Annotated in this window: 12 protein-coding genes; 8 read left to right on the plus strand and 4 right to left on the minus strand. The window is 72.8% G+C overall.

Going from position 1 to position 18,850, the window contains the following annotated elements:
• Positions 1-49: 49 nt before the first annotated feature.
• From nhaA to QNO07_RS22525, 3 genes are all read right to left on the minus strand, one after another.
• The gene (gene nhaA, locus QNO07_RS22515; protein ID WP_283994087.1) at positions 50-1,453 is read right to left on the minus strand and encodes a Na+/H+ antiporter NhaA; all 1,404 of its coding nucleotides are present in this window, start codon (positions 1,451-1,453) and stop codon (positions 50-52) included.
• Between the two features lie 189 nt (positions 1,454-1,642).
• Positions 1,643-2,371 (minus strand): potassium channel family protein, encoded by a 729-nt coding sequence (locus tag QNO07_RS22520; RefSeq protein ID WP_283994089.1) that lies wholly within the window; start codon positions 2,369-2,371, stop codon positions 1,643-1,645.
• Positions 2,364-3,737, minus strand: a complete 1,374-nt coding sequence (locus QNO07_RS22525; protein ID WP_283994090.1) for a TrkH family potassium uptake protein — start codon at positions 3,735-3,737, stop codon at positions 2,364-2,366. The genes QNO07_RS22520 and QNO07_RS22525 overlap by 8 nt, the downstream gene beginning before the upstream one ends.
• 171 nt (positions 3,738-3,908) lie before the next feature.
• On the opposite strand from QNO07_RS22525, the gene QNO07_RS22530 reads away from it, so the two are divergent.
• The 6 genes from QNO07_RS22530 to mgtE all read left to right on the plus strand — a co-directional run bounded on the left by QNO07_RS22530 (position 3,909) and on the right by mgtE (position 16,168).
• On the plus strand, positions 3,909-5,027 hold the full coding sequence (locus tag QNO07_RS22530; RefSeq protein ID WP_283994092.1) for a PucR family transcriptional regulator: 1,119 nt from the start codon (positions 3,909-3,911) through the stop codon (positions 5,025-5,027).
• Positions 5,028-5,203: 176 nt separating this feature from the next.
• A complete protein-coding gene (locus QNO07_RS22535) occupies positions 5,204-5,836 on the plus strand; it encodes an OB-fold-containig protein (protein ID WP_283994093.1) in 633 nt (210 codons plus the stop codon).
• A gap of 263 nt (positions 5,837-6,099) precedes the next feature.
• On the plus strand, positions 6,100-8,181 hold the full coding sequence (locus tag QNO07_RS22540; RefSeq protein WP_283994094.1) for a flotillin family protein: 2,082 nt from the start codon (positions 6,100-6,102) through the stop codon (positions 8,179-8,181).
• 236 nt (positions 8,182-8,417) lie between these two features.
• On the plus strand, positions 8,418-13,175 hold the full coding sequence (locus QNO07_RS22545) for a DNA repair ATPase (protein ID WP_283994103.1): 4,758 nt from the start codon (positions 8,418-8,420) through the stop codon (positions 13,173-13,175).
• Positions 13,176-13,384: 209 nt separating this feature from the next.
• Entirely contained in the window at positions 13,385-14,485 is a 1,101-nt protein-coding gene (locus QNO07_RS22550; RefSeq protein ID WP_283994096.1) for a GDSL-type esterase/lipase family protein, read from the plus strand.
• A 315-nt stretch (positions 14,486-14,800) separates the two neighbouring features.
• Positions 14,801-16,168 carry a magnesium transporter gene (mgtE, locus tag QNO07_RS22555; RefSeq protein WP_283994097.1) on the plus strand — a complete coding sequence of 456 codons (1,368 nt, stop codon included), beginning with the start codon at positions 14,801-14,803 and terminating at the stop codon, positions 16,166-16,168.
• 110 nt (positions 16,169-16,278) lie between these two features.
• On the opposite strand, the gene QNO07_RS22560 is transcribed toward mgtE, so the two are convergent.
• Complete coding sequence (locus QNO07_RS22560) at positions 16,279-16,836, minus strand: phosphatase PAP2 family protein (RefSeq protein ID WP_283994098.1); 558 nt, start codon at positions 16,834-16,836, stop codon at positions 16,279-16,281.
• A gap of 141 nt (positions 16,837-16,977) precedes the next feature.
• Here QNO07_RS22560 and QNO07_RS22565 point away from each other — a divergent pair, with 141 nt between their 5' ends.
• Together QNO07_RS22565 and QNO07_RS22570 are read left to right on the plus strand one after the other, a co-directional pair.
• Positions 16,978-18,084, plus strand: coding sequence for a YihY/virulence factor BrkB family protein (locus QNO07_RS22565; protein ID WP_283994099.1), 1,107 nt, complete (start codon positions 16,978-16,980; stop codon positions 18,082-18,084).
• 191 nt (positions 18,085-18,275) lie between these two features.
• Entirely contained in the window at positions 18,276-18,764 is a 489-nt protein-coding gene (locus QNO07_RS22570; RefSeq protein ID WP_283994100.1) for a hypothetical protein, read from the plus strand.
• Positions 18,765-18,850: the final 86 nt, after the last annotated feature.

Raw genomic sequence — 18,850 nt, forward strand, 5'->3', positions numbered from 1 at the left:
CCCGGGCAGCCCGCTCCCGGCTCCACACCCGGGCGGGGGCGCCACGGGGTCAGGGGGTGTCGCCGCCGGGGCGTTCGCCGGGCCGGGCGCCGCGGGCCGCGGCCGCGCGCTGCTCGGCGAGCAGCGCCGCCTCCTGCTCGCGGGCCAGCAGCTCGGCCTCCTCGCGCTGGTCCAGGTCGGGGATGCCGTCGCCGTCCTCGTCGAGGGTCTCCTCCTCCCACATGCGGCGGTACTTCGCGTCCCGGACGCGCAGCACCGCCACCGCGGCGACGGCCGACATCAGCGAGGCGATCAGGACGGCGGCCTTCACGTGCTCGGTGGTCTCCGCGTCACCGACGAACGCCAGCTCGGTGACGAGCAGCGACACCGTGAAGCCGATGCCGGCCAGCATCGACACCCCCGCCACGTCCGACCAGGCCAGGTCGGAGCTGAGCCGGGCGCGGGTGAAGCGGGCGGCCAGCCAGGTGCCGCCGAATACGCCGATCACCTTGCCCGCGAACAGGCCCAGCACCACGCCGATCGCCTCGGGCTGCCGGGCGGCCTCGGCGAGCGCCGCGCCGCTGACGCCGACCCCGGCGGCGAAGAGCGCGAACACCGGCACGGCCACCCCGGCCGACACCGGCCGCACCAGGTGCTCGATCCGCTCGGCGGGGGAGTGGTCCTCGCCGTCGCGGGACCGCACCCGCAGCAGCATGCCCATGGCCACGCCGGCGATGGTGGCGTGCACGCCGCTGTTGTACATCAGCGCCCAGATGGTCACGGCCAGCGGCACGTAGTAGTACCAGCCCCGCACGCCCAACTGCTGGTGCAGGAACCAGAACAGGGCGAGGCCGGCGAACGCGCCGGCCAGTGCCCACAGGTTCAGCGCCGAGGCGTAGAAGATGGCGATGACGACGATCGCGCCCAGGTCGTCGACGATGGCCAGGGTCAGCAGGAACGCCCGGATGCCGGAGGGCAGGTTGGTGCCCACCACGGCGAGAACGCCCAGCGCGAAGGCGATGTCGGTCGCCATCGGGATCGCCCAGCCGCTCTGGTCGCCGTTCCCGGCGGCGTTGACCGCGAAGTAGAACAGGGCGGGTACGGCCATGCCGCAGACGGCTGCGACGACCGGCAGCGCCGCCGCGGAGGGCCGCCGCAGCTCACCGGCGACCAGTTCGCGCTTCAGCTCGATGCCGGCGACGAAGAAGAAGATGGTCAGCAGCCCGTCCGACGCCCAGTGCTGGACCGACAGGTCCAGGCCGAGCGCGGGAATCCCGAAGTGGAAGTCGCGCACGGTGCCGTAGAGGTCGCTGAGCGGGGTGTTGGCCCACAGCAGCGCCACGACCGCGGCGGCGAGCAGCACCATGCCGCCGACGGTCTCGGTCCGCAGGGCGTCCGCCAGGAAGCGCCGCTCGCGCACGCCCGGCCGGGCGTAGACGTCGCGGCACGCTTCGGGATCTGGGCCATGGGTCATCTGGGCGTGCCTTTCGGGGGGTGTTCGACCGATCGGAGCGAAGCGCGCGGAGCGGCGCCGCCGACCAGGGATCCCGGCACGCTCTCTCGATCTTGACCAGGTCTTTCACCGTACCCGCATCATGCGGTTCCCTCACAAGAGGGCAATGCCGCACGCCTGTCCGTACCCGTCAGTAGATGCCCGATGCACCTACTGGAGCTCGGAGAAGTGCTCGACCGCCCTGGTGCGGCCGGTGACGATAATCACGTCGCCCGGCTCGACGACCGTCTCCGCCGTGGCGTGCGTGAAGTCCTCCCCGGCGCGCTTGATGCCCACCACCGTCACCCCGAACCTGCTGCGGACCTGGCTGACGCCCAGCGGCACGCCCGTCGCCACGTTCGGCGCCACCGTCTTGACCAGCGCGTAGTCGTCGTCGAACTCGATGAAGTCCAGCATGCGCCCGGTCACCAGGTGGGCCACCCGCTCGCCCATGTCGTGCTCGGGCAGCACGACGTGGTGCACGCCGAGCCGCTCCAGCACCAGCCCGTGCTGCCTGCTGACGGCCTTGGCCCACAGGTTGGGAACGCCCGCCTCCATCAGGTTGGAGGCGGTGAGGATGCTGGCCTCGATGTTGTTGCCGATGCCGACGACCACACTCTCGAACTCGTGCACGCCCAGCTGCCGCAGGGCCTCCATGTCGGTGCCGTCCGCGACGGCCGAGTGGGTGAGGCCGTCGGACATCTTCTGCACCCGGGCCGGGTTCTCGTCGATGCCCAGCACGTCCCAGCCGCGCCGGACCAGACCGGTCGCCAGGGAGCTGCCGAAGCGGCCCAGCCCGATCACCGCCACCCGCTGGTCGGCGGGCGATCGGCCCGGGCGGTGGGTCCGGTCGCGGCGGCGGGTGCGCAGGTCGCGCAGGGTGCGCAGGAAGTCAGCCAATGACGGGTCGCTCCTCGGGTAGCTGGTACCGACGCGTGCGCTCCCGCAGGGCGAGCGCCGACACCAGGGTGACCGGCCCCAGCCGGCCGATGAACATCAACGGGATGACGATCAGCTCTCCGGCGGTGCCCAACTCGCCGGTGGCCCCGGCGGACAGCCCGACCGTGCCGAACGCCGACACCGCCTCGAACAGCACCACCTCGAACGGCAGCCGCACCACGGTGAGCAGGGCGATCGTCGCGCCCATCACCAGCGCGACGCCGAGCAGCGCCACGGTCAGCGCCTGCCGCAGCACGTGCGGCGCCAGCCTGCGGCCCAGGATGCCGGAGTTCGGCTCGCCCCTCACCTCCGCCACCATGGCGGCGGCCAGCACGGCGAACGTGGTGACCTTGATGCCTCCGGCGGTTCCGGCGCTGCCGCCGCCGACGAACATCCACGCGCAGGTGGCCAGCAGCGTCGAGGGTTCCATCGCGGCGACGTCCACCGCGTTGAAACCGGCGGTGCGGGTCATCGCCGAGTGGAAGAAGCCGCCCAGCAGCTTGTCCGCGGTGCTCATCGGGCCGAGCGTGCCGGGGTTGCGCCACTCCAGCAGGCAGGTCAGCGCGGTGCCGCCGAGCAGCAGCAGGGCGGTCATGCCCAGCGTCAGCCTGGTGTGCAGCGACCAGTTGCGGCGGCCGGTGGTCAGGGCGCGCCGCCGGTGGCGGATCACCTCCAGCAGCACGGGGAAGCCCAGCCCGCCGAGGATCACCGCGGCGGCGATCGGCAGCGTCACCCACGGATCGCTCTGGAACCGCACCAGGCTGTCGGGAAAGAGTGAGAACCCGGCGTTGTTGAAGGCCGAAACCGCGTGGAACACGCCCTGCCGCAGCGCTTCCGGTACCGGCATGCCGTATCCGAAGCGAAAACGCAGGGAAAGCAGCGCGGCGGTGATCAGTTCCACCACCAGGGTGGTTCCGGCGACCCCGAGCAGGACCCGCCGCACGTCCCCCAGACCGAGTGACTTGGTCTCCGTCTGGGCCTGCAGGGCCATGCGCATCCGCAGTCTGCCGTGAACCAGCAGGGCGAGCAGCGAGGCCATCGTCATGATGCCGAAGCCGCCGGCCTGGATCAGCCCCAGGACCACGACCTCACCGAAGGCGCTCCAGTGCTCACCGGTGTCCACCACCGCAAGACCGGTCACGCAGACCGCGGAGACCGCCGTGAACAGGGACGGGACCAGCCCGGTGGGGCGGCCGTCGTCCGCCGCCACGGGCAGGGCGAGCAGGGTGGTGCCGACGACCACGGCGAGAGCGAACGCCGTCACGACCACCCGGGCCGGGTGCGCCCCGAACACCGTGTGGCGCAGCAGCGCCAGACGACCAGCCACCGCAACCTGACTTTCCACCGTGCCGCGGAAGGGCCCGGGCGGGTCCTGCCGAAATCCGATCGACAGGTTATCCCCACGTCCAGGTGATCGCTTACGCTGTCCCCCGCAACACACCCGGACGGCGGGCCGCCCTCCGGGCAATGCCGGGGGGAATCCAGGACTTCCGGGGGAATGAGCACGCACGTGGAAAGCGCCGGGATACCCAGCAGTTTTCTGGGGGATTACCCGACCCTGCTGGCCGAGGTCTCCGCGACCGGGCGGCTGCCGCGCCGGGAGGAGCTGGACGGCCTGCGCGAACTCGGCGAGCGCGCCGCGGAGGCGGGCTTCGGCCTGCGCCAGCTCGTCAGCCTGTACCTGAGGGAGACCCGCAAGCTGTGGGGCACGCTGCCCGGCGTCGCGCGCGCCGCGGGACCCGCCGAGCGGGCCAGGACCGGTGACGCGGTCTTCGGCGTGCTGGAGTCGGCCGTCGCCGCGATCGGCGAGGGGCACGAGCGGGCCCAGCGGCTGGCGGTGCGCCAGGCGGAGGCCGAGCGCCGGGAGTTCGTGGACGACCTGCTGTACGGGCGCAGCGACCTGGGCCGGCTCGCCGAGCGGGCGCAGCGCTTCGGGCTGCACCTGGCGTACGCGCACGCGGTGGCCGTCGCCACCGGCCAGGAGCAGTACGACGACGTGCACCCCACGGTCCGCCGGATCGAGCGGGAGCTGATCGGCCGCTTCGGTGAGCGCGACGTGCTGCTGGCGACCAAGGACGGGCGTCTGGTGTGCATCGCCGCGGGCAGCGAGCGGGCGGTGCTGGACGCCTTCTGCCGGCTCGCCGAGGCGCCGGGCGCCGGCTACGTGGCGGCCCAGCGGGTCGCCACCGGGCGGGAGCACAGCGGTGCCGGCGGAGTGGTCCGCAGCTACGAGGAGGCGCTGGGCACGCTGGAGATCGCCGACCGGCTCGGACTGGACGCGGTCCGGCTGTCCACCGCCGAACTGCTGGTCTTCCCCGTCCTGCTGCGCGACCGGGGAGCCATGGCCGACCTGGTGCGGACCGTGCTCGGCCCGCTCACCCAGGCCCGCGGCGGCGCCGAGCCGCTGCTGCGTACGCTCGCCGAGTGCGCGGCGGCCGGATACGTCAACGCGGAGGCGGCCAGGCGGCTCAAGGTGAGCGTGCGTACGCTGTCGTACCGGTTGGAGCGCATCAAGGTGCTCACCGGCTACGACCCGGGGGACGCGCTGCAGCGCTACACCCTGGAGACCGCCGCGATGGGCGCCCGGCTGCTCGGCTGGCCGGCGCAGGAACTGTAGCGGCGCCGGCTGCGTCAGTAGGGGATGAACCCGTGCCACCACGACCCGGGGAGCCGAACGCCCCGGACGTAAAGACGACGTAAGTAAAGAGAACATTGCCGGAACCTGGCAATGTGCGCGACGGACGGGGACTGCCAGGATGAAGGCACACCGCAACCGGGACGGGGGACGGGTCGATGGGTGACTTTCTGAACGCCGCACTGGCGTTCCCCGCGGTCCTGTTCAGCTTCGCACTGGTCGTGGTGATCGCCTACTGGCTGATCGTGCTGGTGGGCGGCACGGAGGTCGACGCCCTCGACGGGGGTGGGGGCGTCGACTCCGATGGTTCCGCAGCGGGCGCTCCGGGGGTCTTCGCCGCTTTCGGGCTCGGCGGGGTGCCGGTGACGGTCGTCCTGTCGCTGCTCACCGTCATTGCCTGGTTCGTGTCATTGACCGGCGCGGTGATCTTCGAGAACCTGCTGCTGCGGATCGTGGTCCTGCCGGTCGCGCTGTTCACCGCGTGGGTACTCACCCGGGCCCTCGTCCGGCCGCTGCGCCGCCTCGCTCCGGTCGAGCAGGGCATCTCGCGCAGCGACTTCGTCGGGCGGGTGTGCACGATCCGCACCGGCCGCGTCGACACCGTCTTCGGCCAGGCCGAGGTCGCGGCCGACGACGGCTCGACGGCGATCATCCAGGTCCGCAACGACGACAGCAGCGCGGTGCTCCGCCTCGGCAGCAGCGCGCTGATCTTCGACTACGACGCCGAGGGCGAGTTCTTCCGGGTCGCGCCGTACGACGCGGCACTCGATCCGAACCGGCCGGCAGGCTGAACCGAGCACGTCAGGAGTCTCCTCGTGACCCCCGGTCCGCCGCGTCCCCACACCCGTACCAGCCACCACACCCGTACCAGCCACCACACCCATACCAGTCGCCACATCCGTACCGGGGGCCGCTCACATCCGAGCAGCGCCGTCCGCTCGCCGGGCCGAAACGTTCCGGCGCGGTCCTCGACCCGATTACCGGGCCGGGCCCGCACCCGCGCGCCCACGCCCCACCAGACCCGCACCTGATCAACACGAGGGAACTGACACTTATGGATGCCATCACCACCGGCTTCGGCGTGCTCGTCGCCGTGGTCCTGCTCATCACGATCTGCCTCCTACTGGTCGTCAGCCGCCTGTTCCGCAAGGTCCCGCAGGGCAAGGCGCTGATCGTCTCCAAGATGCGCAAGGTCGAGGTGACCTTCACCGGCATGGTCGTGCTGCCGGTGCTGCACAAGGCCGAGGTGATGGACATCTCGGTCAAGACCATCGACATCGAGCGGACCGGCCACGACGGCCTCATCTGCAAGGACAACATCCGGGCCGACATCCGGATCTCCTTCTTCGTCCGCGTCAACAAGACCAAGGACGACGTGGTCAAGGTCGCCCAGGCCATCGGCACCGAGCGCGCCAGCGACCGCACCACGCTCCAGGAGCTGTTCAACGCCAAGTTCTCCGAGGCGCTCAAGACCGTCGGCAAGCAGCTCGACTTCGCCGACCTCTACACGATGCGCGACGAGTTCCGCGACCGCATCATCGCCGTCATCGGCACCGACCTCAACGGCTACAGCCTGGAGGACGCGGCGATCGACTACCTGGAGCAGACGCCGCTCTCCCGCCTCGACAAGGACAACATCCTCGACGCGCAGGGCATCCGCAAGATCACCGAGCTGACCGCGATCGAGCACATCGCCACCAACGAGTTCCAGCGCCACGAGGAGAAGGAGATCACCCGGCAGAACGTCGACGCCCGGGAGGCCGTCCTCGAACTGGAGCGCCGCCAGGCCGACGCCGAGATCAAGCAGCGGCGCGAGATCGACACGGTCCGTGCCCGCGAGGAGGCCGAGACCGCCCGCGTCCAGGCCGAGGAGCGGCTGCGCTCGCACGCCGCGCACATCAAGACCGAGGAGCAGCTCGGCATCCAGAACGAGAACCGCGAGCGGGAGATCGCCGTCGCCAAGCTCAACCGGGAGCGGGTCGAGGCGATCGAGAAGGAGCGCATCGAGAAGGACCGCCTGCTGGAGGTCATCGCCCGCGAGCGGGAGACCGCACTGCGCCGCATCTCGGCCGACAAGGAACTCGAGGCGGAGAAGCGTGACATCGCCGACGTGATCCGCGAGCGCATCGCCGTCGAGAAGACCGTCGCGCAGCAGGAGGAGGAGATCAAGAAGCTGCGCACGGTCGAGGAGGCCGAGCGCGAGCGCCAGGCACTGATCATCGGCGCCGAGGCCGAGGCCCAGGAGCGGCTGGTCAAGGACATCAAGGCCGCCGAGGCCGCCGAGCAGTCCGCGCAGCACCGGGCCGCCGAGGAGGTCACCATGGCCGAGGCGCGCCGCAAGGCCGCCGACCTCGACGCGCAGTCCACGATGCGGCTCGCCGAGGGACGCCGCGCCGAGCAGGCCGCGTCCGGTCTGGCCGAGGCGGAGGTCCAGGAGCGCATGGCCGACGCGCTCGCCAAGACCCGCCACGCCGAGGCCAACGCGGCCAAGGAGATGGGCTTCGCCGAGGCGGACGCCGCCAAGAGCATGGGCCTGGCCCAGGCCGAGTCCACCCGCGAGCAGCTGAAGGCCGAGGCCGAGGGCCTCACCGAGAAGGCCGCGGCGATGGCCGCCATGGACGAGGCCGGACGCGGGCACGAGGAGTACCGCCTGCGCCTGGACGCGGAGAAGGAGGTCCGCATCGCCGGCATCGACGTGCACCGGCAGATCGCCGAGGCCCAGGCCACGCTGGTCGGCGCCGGACTGGAGAAGGCCAACATCGACATCGTCGGCGGCGACTCGGTCTTCTTCGACCGGCTCGTCAACTCCATCTCGGCGGGCAAGAGCGTCGACGCCTTCGTCGGCAACAGCGACGCCGTGCAGGCCATGGCCGGCTCCTGGCTGGACAAGGACGGCTCGACCTTCACCGACGACCTCACCGGCATGGTCGGCGGCCTCGGCACCGCCGGGATGCGGGACCTGACGCTCGCCGCGTTGCTCGGCCGCCTGGCCGCCGACGGCGGCCCGCAGGCCGGCGCGTTCCAGCAGCTGCTGGCGTCGGTGCGCGACGCGGGACTGGCCGACACCAAGCTGTCGGCGCTGGCACTGCCCGCGCAGGCAGGCCGGGGCAACCACGCCGCCCCGAACGGCAAGTAGCACCGGCCGGGCCGGGGGCGTCCACCGGGCGCCCCCGGCCCGCCAGGACCGGGCCGCCCCCGCCCGCCGTGCGCCGCGTGCGCGCGGCGAGCGGGGCCGCCAGCGGAAGTCGAAGAACCTAGGAGATTGGGAAAGACGTGACGAGCCAGGGGCAGGGCGGCGGGGAGCCGCAGGGGGACCGGCACGGCACCGGCGGCACGCTGGACGCGGGCACCTACGAGGTGCTGCGGGACCGCATGTCGGCCACCGCCACCGAACTGGCCCGCCGGGCGCAGGCGCTCAACGCCCGCCGCACCGCCGAGTTCGGCGGCAGCGAACTCGAACTCATCGGCAACGACCGCATCCGCACCGAGCACAACTGCGTGCCCCGGGACCTGGTGCAGGTCGGCGGGCTGATGCTGTTCGGCTACAACGTGCACTTCGGCCTCAAGCAGACCGCCGACATCCACGACGTCTTCACCCTGCACCGCCACCACGACGGCCGGTTCGAGGAGGTCGGCGCCGACGCCCTGCCCGGCCTGCTCGACGACCCGCGCTTCGCCCGCGACTTCACCGACCTCTACCGCTACTACCGCGAAGCGGAACTGCTCCAGCTGCGCCGCACCGGCTCCCTGCTGCTGGCCGTCTTCCAGACCGGCGAGCGCCTCAGCGACCTGCGCGTGCTGCGCTGGCGCGTGCACCCCGACGGCACCCCGGAGTACATCGACGCCAAGGGCGAGCGCGACCACACCTTCCCGCCCGCGCACGACTTCGAGTGGACCGCCACCGGCCGCGAGGACCACGTGCTGGGCCGCCACCCGCACATCTCCATCGAGGGCCGCATCTTCGTCGAGACCGTCGGCGGCACGCTCACCGTCAAGGTCGAGGACAACACCGAGACCGGCGAGGGCGTCTACACCGAGCCGGTCGACGAACCGCTCCAGTCGCTCGCCGACGCCGACGTGGCGTACGCCCGGGTCGGTCCGCTCACCCTGCTGCGGATCCTGCCCTACAACGAGACCCGGTACCGCCACCTCGTCTTCAACGAGCGGTCCAAGGAGGTCGTGCGGCTCGACGGCATCGGACTGTCCTGCCAGCGGCTGCCCGAGGACCAGGGCATCATCTTCCCCGGCGGCTACTACCTCACCACCGCGCCGGCCGGCTCGGCCGCCCGCACCTTCGACACCGACACCACCGACCTGGAGTTCGAGAGCGCGATCCGCTCCCCGAACGGCGAGGACGTGCTCTACGTCTTCCACGCCAGGGCCGAGGGCCGGACCCTGCTGCTGCCCTACAACCTGATCCGCAAGGAGGTCGCCACCCCCATCCCCAGTCACGGCTACTCGCTGTTCGAGGACGGCGTGATGGCCGTCTTCCGGGCGCACGGCGACGAGCCGACCCGCGTCCACCCGATGCAGCTGTGGCAGACCCCCTACCTCTCCGACGCGAACGCCGCCGCCGTGCCCGAGGGCACCGGCCCGCTGGCGCGCATCGGCAACGCCGAACTGGTCCGCGGCATCTCCGACGTGCTGTCCGTCGCCCGGATGGCCGGCGACGCCCAGCCCGGCGGCGCGGTGTTCGAGGCCATCGTGGCCGCCTGCACCCGGGTCGCCGACACGTACTACTGGCTGGACACCGACGGCCTGGAGGCGCTGCACGAGCCGCTGGAGGAACTGCGCACCGCCGCCGAGCAGGTCATCGACGAGTTCGAGCGGGTCGAGGAGCTGCGTCACCAGGCCGACACGGCCGTCTCCGCGGCCGCCGACGACGTCACCGCGCTGGTCCGCAGGGCCCGCGGCGAGGCGCCGGGCGGCGCGACCGCGTGGGTCACGCTGCTCACCGAACTGCGCCGCGCCCAGGGCCGGGTGGAGTCGCTGCGCGAACTGCGGCACGTCGACCTGGACCGGATCGCCGGCCTCACCGAGGAACTCACCGACTCGCTCGCCGCCACCGGCCGCCGCGCGGTGAGCTTCCTCGCCCGCCCGGACGCCTTCGACGAGACCCGCGCGGCCGTCGAGGAGCTGACCGGCCGCGCCGCCGAGGCGGAGACCGTCGCCGACGCCGAGCCGATCGGCGAGCGTGTCGCCGAGCACGCCGAGGGCCTGCGCACCGTCACCGACGTCGTCGGCGGCCTCGACATCGCCGACGCCACCGTCCGCACCGACCTGCTGGAGCGCATCGGCGAGGTGATGGGCGCCGTCAACCGCGCCCGCGCGGTCCTCGACGGCCGCCGCCGCGAGCTGCTGGAACGCGAGGGGCGGGCGGAGTTCGCCGCCGAGTTCACACTGCTCGGGCAGGCCGTCGCCGGTGGGCTCGCCGCGTCCGGCACTCCCGAGGAGTGCGACGAGCAACTGGGCCGCCTGCTGCTCCAGCTGGAGAACCTGGAGTCGCGGTTCGGCGCGTTCGACGACTACCTCGCCCGCCTCACCGAGCAGCGCGAGGAGATCTACGAGACCTTCTCCGCGCGAAAGCAGGCCCAGCTCGACGAGCGGGCCCGGCACGCCGAGCGGCTGGCCGGGTCCGCCGACCGCATCCTGTCCACCGTCACCCGCCGGTCCGCCGCGCTGGGCACGCTCGACGAGGTCAACGCCTACTTCGCCACCGACCCGTTGGTCGGCCGGGTCCGCAGCGCCGCGGAGGAACTGGAGACGCTGGGCGACACCGTGCGCTCCGCGGAACTCCAGGGCCGCCTCAAGGCCGCCCGCCAGGAGGCCGCCCGCACCCTGCGCGACCGCGCCGACCTCTACGACGCCGAGGGCACCGTCCGCTTCGGCCGGCACCGCTTCGGTGTCAACACCCAGCCCATCGACCTCACCCTCGTCCCGCAGGACGGCGCACTGGCCTTCGCCGTCACCGGCACCGACTACCGTGCCCCGGTGCCGGGCGGCGCGTTCGACGGCACCCGTGAGTTCTGGGACCAGCCACTGGTGTCGGAGTCGCCGGACGTCTACCGGGCCGAGCACCTGGCCGCGACCGTGCTCGCCACCGCCGGCCCCGAGGAGCTGCGGGCCGCCGCGGCCACCGACGACGGCCTCACCGCGCTGGTCCGGGCCCGCGCGGAGGCCGCCTACGACGAGGGCTACGACCGGGGCGTGCACGACCACGACGCCGCGCTGATCCTGCGCGCCGTGCTGGACCTGCGCGGCAAGGCCGACCTGCTGCGCTGGACGCCGGACGTGCGGGCCGCCGCCCAGCTGTTCTGGGCCTACGGCACGCAGGGGCCGGAGCGCGCCGCCTGGTCCACCCGGGCCCGCTCGCTCGGCCGGTCCCGGGCCGCCTTCGGCCCCGGCCCGGCCGCCGACCGCTTCGCCGCCGAACTCGCCGGTGCCGTCGAGCAGTTCCACGCCGACACCGGCCTGGAACTGGCGGCGGACGCAGCGGCGGCCACCGGTGACTACCTCTTCGAGGAGCTGGCCGCCGGCGGAAGCGGTGAGTTCGGGTTCGCCACCAGCTCGACCGTGCGCGAACTGCTCGCCGACTTCCGGGCCGCGCTCGGCGGACCCGGCTCCGCCGAGGTCAAGGAGTTCGCCGAGGACCTGCGGGCGCTCGGCGAGGACCTGCCGGCCCGGCACCAACTCGCCCTGGCCTGGCTCGACTCCTACACCGCGTCGCGGTCCGTGCCCGGCGACGACCTGCCGGAGGCCGCAGCGGTCGAGCTGTGCGGCGAGGCGTTCCCCCGCCGCGAGGTGGCCGCGCCCACCGCCACCTCCGTCACCGGCCTGCTCGGCTCCCACCCGCGCCTCAGCGGCGGTGAACTGCCGCTGCGGCTGGACGAGTTCCTGGCCCGCACGGACCGCTTCCGTACCCGGCGCATCCCGGCGCACCGCGCCTACACCCGCGAGCGCAACGCACTGCTCGCCGCCGAGCGGGAGCGGCTGCGCCTGGACGCCTTCCGCCCCAAGGTGATGTCGGCGTTCGTGCGCAACCGGCTCATCGACGAGGTCTACCTGCCGCTGATCGGCGACAACCTCGCCAAGCAGCTGGGCACCGCCGGCGCCGACCGCCGCACCGACAGCCAGGGCCTGCTGCTCCTGCTGTCGCCGCCCGGCTACGGCAAGACGACCCTGATGGAGTACGTGGCCGCGCGGCTCGGGCTGGTCTTCGTCAAGGTCGACGGCCCGGCGCTGGGGCACCGCACCACCTCGCTCGACCCGGCCGCCGCGCCGGACGCCGCCGCCCGGCGGGAGATCGAGAAGGTCAACTTCGCGCTGGAGATGGGGAACAACGTCTTCCTCTACCTGGACGACATCCAGCACACCTCTCCCGAGCTGCTGCAGAAGTTCATCCCGCTGTGCGACGCGCAGCGCCGGGTGGACGGGGTCGGCACCGCCGACGGCCGGCCGCGCAGCTACGACCTGCGCGGCAAGCGGTTCGCGGTGTGCATGGCCGGCAACCCGTTCACCGAGACCGGCGCCCGGTTCCGCATCCCCGACATGCTGGCCAACCGGGCCGACGTGTGGAACCTCGGCGACGTGCTGTCCGGCCGGGAGGCGGTGTTCGCGCTCAGCCACATCGAGAACGCGCTCACCTCCAACCCGGTGCTGGCCCCGCTCGCCGCCCGCGAGCGCGCCGACATCGACCTGCTGGTGCGTCTGGCCTCCGGCGACGAGTCGGCGCGCGCGGACCGCCTCGCGCACCCCTACTCGCCGACCGACCTGGAGCAGATCCTGTCCGTGCTGCGCAAGCTGCTGTACGTCCAGGAGACGGTGCTGAAGGTCAACGCCGCCTACATCGCCTCCGCCACCACGGACGACGCACACCGCACGGCACCGCCGTTCCGCCTCCAGGGCTCCTACCGCAACACCAACAAGCTGGCCGAGCGCATCGTGCCGGTGATGAACGACCGGGAGCTGGAGGCGCTGATCGACGACCACTACCTGGCCGAGGCGCAGACCCTCACCACCGGCGCCGAGGCCAACCTGCTGCGGCTGGGCGAGCTGCGGGGCCGCCTCACCGAGGAGCAGGCGGCCCGCTGGGCGGCTATCAGGGCGACGTTCACCGGCCGCGCGGCCTGACCCGCCGCGCCCCGCCACGTCCGCCGCAGCTCCGCCGCGCCCCCGCGGGCCCATCCGGCCAGCGGGGGTGCTGCCGTGCCGTACGTGTGGCGGTGGATTTCGATCGGTTTCGGTCGCACATGTTCACTTCCGGTCATCCCGAGCGTGCGACCGGCTTGGCCGGAAGTGGTCGTGCCCCGCTGAACTACCGCTCAGTAACGTCTCCGCCCATGCATGCAGCCCCCAGCAGAACAGCACGGTGCGCCGCCGCTCTGCTCGGCGTCCTCGCACTCACCCTCCTCACCGCGTCCCCCTCCGCCGCCCACCAGGCCGCCCCCGCGTCCCCCCTCGCAGCTCCCGCCGCCTCCGCCCCCGCCTATGACCCCACCGCACGCCCGACCGCGATCGTCGGGATCGGGGACAGCCTCACCTCAGGGGAGGGCGGCGGCTCCTACCGGGCGGGCCGCGCCCCCGGCCAGTGGTGTCACCGCTCGGCTCACGCCCAGGTCGAACTGGCCCGTCCGCCCGGCGTCGACACCACCGTCAACCTGGCGTGCTCCGGCGCCGGTACCGACCACGTACGGCTCGGCGGCAGCCGGCACTACGGCGAACGCCCCCAGACCGAGGCGCTGGCCGACGTCACCCGCACCCACGACGTGCGCAGCATCGTCCTCACCGTCGGCGCCAACGACATCCCCGTGGCCGGCCTGGCCGTCGAGTGCGCGCTGCGCTTCCTCACCTGGCGGCCCGCCTGCGCCGACCGCTGGGACACCGAGCTGCCGAAGCGACTGACGGCACTACAGCCCAGGATCGAGCAGAACCTGCGCGACATCCGGACCGTCATGCGGCGGTCCGGACGCCCCGACGACTCCTACGACCTGATCCTCCAGTCCTACGCCTCACCCTCCGGCGGCGTCTCCCGGCACTCCCTGCTCCGCCGCGCCGCCGAGGGCTGCCCGTTCAGCGACCGCGACATGCGGTGGGTCCGCGACACCATGTTCCCGGCGCTCACCGCCACCTCCGCGAAGGTCGCCGCGGCGGTCCCCGGCGTCCGCTTCCTCGACCTCACCCACGCACTCGACGGCCGTCAGGTGTGCGCGCCCGGCACCACCCGCAAGGCGGAGCTGAGCTGGGGTGTGCACCTCGACCCCACCCGGCTCGTCCACGGCCCCGGACCGAACCTCGTCGCCCACTCCCTCCACCCCAACGCCGCCGGCCACCGCGAACTGGCCCGCTGCCTCGCGCAGTTCCACACCCACCCGGACCCGTCCGCCACCTGCGTCCGCCCGCCCGGACCGGACCGGGGCCCCCAGCTGGCACCGCGTCCGTGACCGGGCGGCACGTGCGTTGACGGGGGCGCCATCCGGGCGCCACCTGCCGTTCGCCCCGGCGCGTCCCACCTGCGGGACGATGCGCCGGGGCGTCCGCAGACGGATGTATCCTTCAACGGCGCGTCGCCCGGCGGCGCGGTGGTCGTCGGTGAGCGGTGCGAGAGGCGGAGGTGGTGCGGCCGTGCGCAGCGAACCTCCCAGTCCGACACCGCGCGGCACCACGCCCCCCTCCTGCCGGTAGTGGGACAGTGGGCGGGTGCCCGCGGTAGCCCTTGGTGCCCGCCGTCGAATCCGCCGCTGCGCTAGGAACCACCCATGCCGTCGACCCCCCTGCCCGAGGACCTGCACCCCGAGCTGCCCGACTCGCTCCAGGACATACTGGAGCAGCAGCAGCTGCACCTGGCACTGGAGTGGCTGGAGACCCACCAGCCCCACGTCATCGCCGACGAGCTGGCGCGGATGGACAACGTCAACGCCGGCATGGCGTTCCGGCTGCTCGACAAGGACCGGGCGCTGACCGTCTTCGAGGAGCTCGAACCGGTCGACCAGCAGCAGATCCTCGAAGGGCTGCGGGACCACACCTTCCTTGAGGTCGTCGAGGGCATGGACCCCGACGACCGGGCCCGGATGCTGCGCGAGGCACCGGCCAAGGTCGCCAAGCGGGTGCTCGCCGGGCTCAGCGCCCACGAACGCCGCATGACGTCGGCGCTGCTCGGCTACCCCGAGGGGTCCGTCGGCCGCTACATGACCCCCGAGGTCGTCGCGCTGCCGCAGGAGCTCACCGTCGAGCAGGCCCTGCGCACGGTCCGCGCCAAGGGCGCGCACGCCGAGACGGTGTACACGCTCCCGGTCGTCGACCACGGGCGGCGGCTGACCGGCATCGTGGAACTGCGTGAACTGGTGCTCAGCCCACCGGAGTCCATGGTCTCCGAACTGGTGGTGAGCGAGCCGGCCTTCGCCCGCGCCACCGACTCCGCCGAGGACGCCGCCCGCCTGATGCGGGACACCAACGACCTCAACCTGCCCGTCGTCGACAGCGAGAACCGCCTCGTCGGCCTGCTGACCTTCGACGACGCGGTCGAGGTCATCGAGGCCGCCGACACCGAGGACGTCGCCCGGCAGTCCGGCGCCGCGCCCTGGGCCGGCCACTACATGGCCGCCACCGTCTGGCAGCTCGCCCGCTACCGCGCGCTGTGGCTGTCGCTGCTGCTGGTCGCCGCCACCCTCACGGTCAGCGTCACCCAGGCATTCGAGGGCACCCTCGAACAGGTGGCCGCACTGGCCATGTTCATCCCCATGCTGATCGGCGCGGGCGGCAACGCCGGCGCCCAGGCGGCCACCTCCTGCGTGCGGGCCCTCGCCGTCGGCGAGGTGCGCGGCTCCGACCTGCTGAAGGTCATATGGCGGGAGTGCCGGGTCGGCCTGCTGCTGGGCGCGCTGCTGGCGGTGCTCGGCATGATCGTCGGCACCGTGTTCGTCAGCGCCAAGGTGGCCCTGGTCGTCGGCATCACCCTGGTCGTCATCTGCGGCTGGGCGGCCACCATCGGCGGCACCATGCCGCTGCTCGCCAAGCGCCTGCGCATCGACCCGGCGGTGGTCTCCGCGCCCATGGTCACCACGCTGGTCGACGCCACGGGCCTGATCATCTACTTCATGACGGCCAAACTGGTCCTGGGCGTCTGACCCCTCCCGTCCGGGGGCCTGCCCGGGTTCCGTCCGGGTTCCGCCCGGGTCCCCGTTCGGCCTGCGAGGTCGCGCCCGCGTCCTGCCCCGCCCGCGCCCCGGGTGAGGGGTCAGAGCAGGCGGCGCAGCAGCAGCGGGGGGAGGCGGCGGGGGATGCGGTGCACCAGCCACGCACTGGCCAGCCCGACGGCTGCCCCGGCGGCCACGTCGGTGGGGTAGTGCGCGCCGCTGTGGACCCGCTCCACCGCGAGCAGCGCGGCCGGCACCGCGCTGACGGCACCCGCCGCGGGCCAGACGGCGGCAGCCGCGGCGGTGAAGCCCGCCGCCGCGGCGGTGTGACCGGACGGGAAGGAGGAGCTGTCCGGCCGGTCCGCCACGTCCGGGTGCGGGATCAGGTGCTCGGGCGGCCTGCACCGGTCGTAGAGCTGCTTGCACACCGAGCTGGCCAGTAGCTCGGCCAGGGCCATGCCGGCCACGCCGGCCACGGCCGTCCGCCGCCCCCGGCCACCTGTCGCCGCCAGCACCGCGGCGGCTCCCCACCACAGCTTGGTGCGCTGCGCGGACGACTCCAGGGCGGGCAGCACCCGCCGGGTCCACGGCGAGTCGCAGGCCGCGACCCGGCGGGTGAGCCGCAGGTCCGCCCTGCGCAGTTCCGTGAGGCTGATCATGGCGTCCGGCTTCCCCGCTCCGGCCCGCCTCACACTCGCGGGGTACCGCTGGCGGGGTACCACCGGGCGGGGCGGCAGCGATGCGTCAAAATATCTCAAGAACGCTGTTTTCGTTTCCCCGTCGCGGGCTAGTCGGTAGACATGGCACGCGAACCGAGTTCCCACTCAGGCCCACCGCACTCCGGCGACGACGGGCGGCCGTCGGACCGGCCGTCGGACCGGCCGTCGGACCGGCCTGCGGACGGGTCCGGCGAGCAGGAGGCGACCACTCCCGGACCCGGCCCCGAGGTGGAGCGCAACGCCCCGGACACGCCGACCCAGATGTCCAAGGCATCCTGGTGGGCACTGCTGCGGCGGTCGCTGAAGGAGTTCAAGAGGGACGAGCTGCTCGACCGGGCCGCGGCCCTCACCTACTACGGTGTGCTGTCGTTGTTCCCCGCCATTCTGGTGCTGGTGGCGCTGCTGGGCATCGCGGGGGAGTCCACCACCCAGCGCGTCATGGACAACCTCCAGCAACTCGCGCCCGGCGCGGCCCGTGACGTGATCACCAACGCCGTGGAGCAGTTGCAGGGCAGCGGCGGTACCGGCTCGATCGTCGCGATCGCCGGTCTGCTCGCCGCCGTCTGGTCGGCCTCCGGCTACGTGGCGGCGTTCATCCGCAGTTCCAACGCCGTGTACGACATGCCCGAGGGCCGCCCGGTGTGGAAGGTGCTGCCGCTGCGGCTCGTGCTCACCGTGCTGCTGATGGTGCTGGCCGTCGTCAGCGCGCTCATCGTCGTCTTCACCGGCGGCATCGCCCAGCAGGCCGGCACGGCGCTGGGCGTCGGCGACACCGCGTTGACCGTGTGGTCGATCGCCAAGTGGCCGGTGCTCGTCATCCTGGTCACCCTGATGATCGCGCTGCTCTACTGGGCCGCACCGAACGCCAAGGGCCGAGGCTTCCGCTGGGTCACGCCGGGCAGTTTCCTGGCCGTGGTGCTGTGGGTGCTCGCCTCGGCCGGCTTCGCGTTCTACGTCGCCAACTTCGGCTCCTACAACAAGACCTACGGCACGCTCGCAGGTGTGATCATCTTCCTGGTCTGGCTGTGGATCACCAACCTGGCGATTCTGCTCGGCCTGGAGTTCGACGCCGAGATGGCCCGCGAGCGAGCCGTCGTCGGTGGCCACTCCGTGCGGGACGAGCCGTACGTACAGCCCCGCGACACCCGCAAGTGGACGGACGAGGACCGGCGACGCGCCGCCGGATGAGCGGCGGCTCCTGAGAGGGCATCGCGAGCCCGGACCCACCGCCGCGCCCCCCTGCGGCGGTGACCGGCCGCCCCCCTCGGCGGTATACGCGCCGCGTGTCCGGGTAGCCGGAGCTTCGACCGGAACACGTGACGAGCGGGCGGTCGCAGAAGGACAAGGCCGACACGGCTCAGACACGGAAGGACGACTCGATGGGCGACAAGCCTGAGACGAACGACTCCGCGCCCACCCCCGAGGAACTGCGCAAGCAGATGGAGGGCACCCGCGAGAAGGCCGGGCAGACCGTTGAGGGGCTGGTCGGCACCGCGGACGAGAAGATCCAGCAGTCCGAGAAGGCCACCGCGGCCAGGACCCGGGCCCGCGAAGCGGCCGGAACGGCCCAGGACGTGGCGGGCCAGGCCAAGGAGCAGACCCGGCAGAAGACGGAGGAGCTGGCGAAGCTCGCCGAGGACCGCGTCCCGGAACCGGTCCGGGAGAAGGCGTCGGCCCTGCGGGTGCAGGCGGGAGAGGCCGCCACAGCCCTCGCCGACCGGGTTCAGGAGCACACCCCGGAGCCGGTGCAGGAGAAGTTCCTCCAGATCACCGAGACGGCGCGCAACCGCCCCGGCCCGGTGATCGCCGCGGCAGCCGCAGCCCTGCTGCTGCTGGTCACCGTCCGACGCGGCAGGAAGCGCCGCTGACCGGCCCCTGCCGCCGGCCAGACGGCCGGCGAGGCGGGAAGGCGAGGCGGAGGGGCGGACACCCGCGGGTGTCCGCCCCTCCGCCT

It is taken from the genome of Streptomyces sp. 549, assembly GCF_030124175.1.
GTDB lineage: Bacteria > Actinomycetota > Actinomycetes > Streptomycetales > Streptomycetaceae > Streptomyces.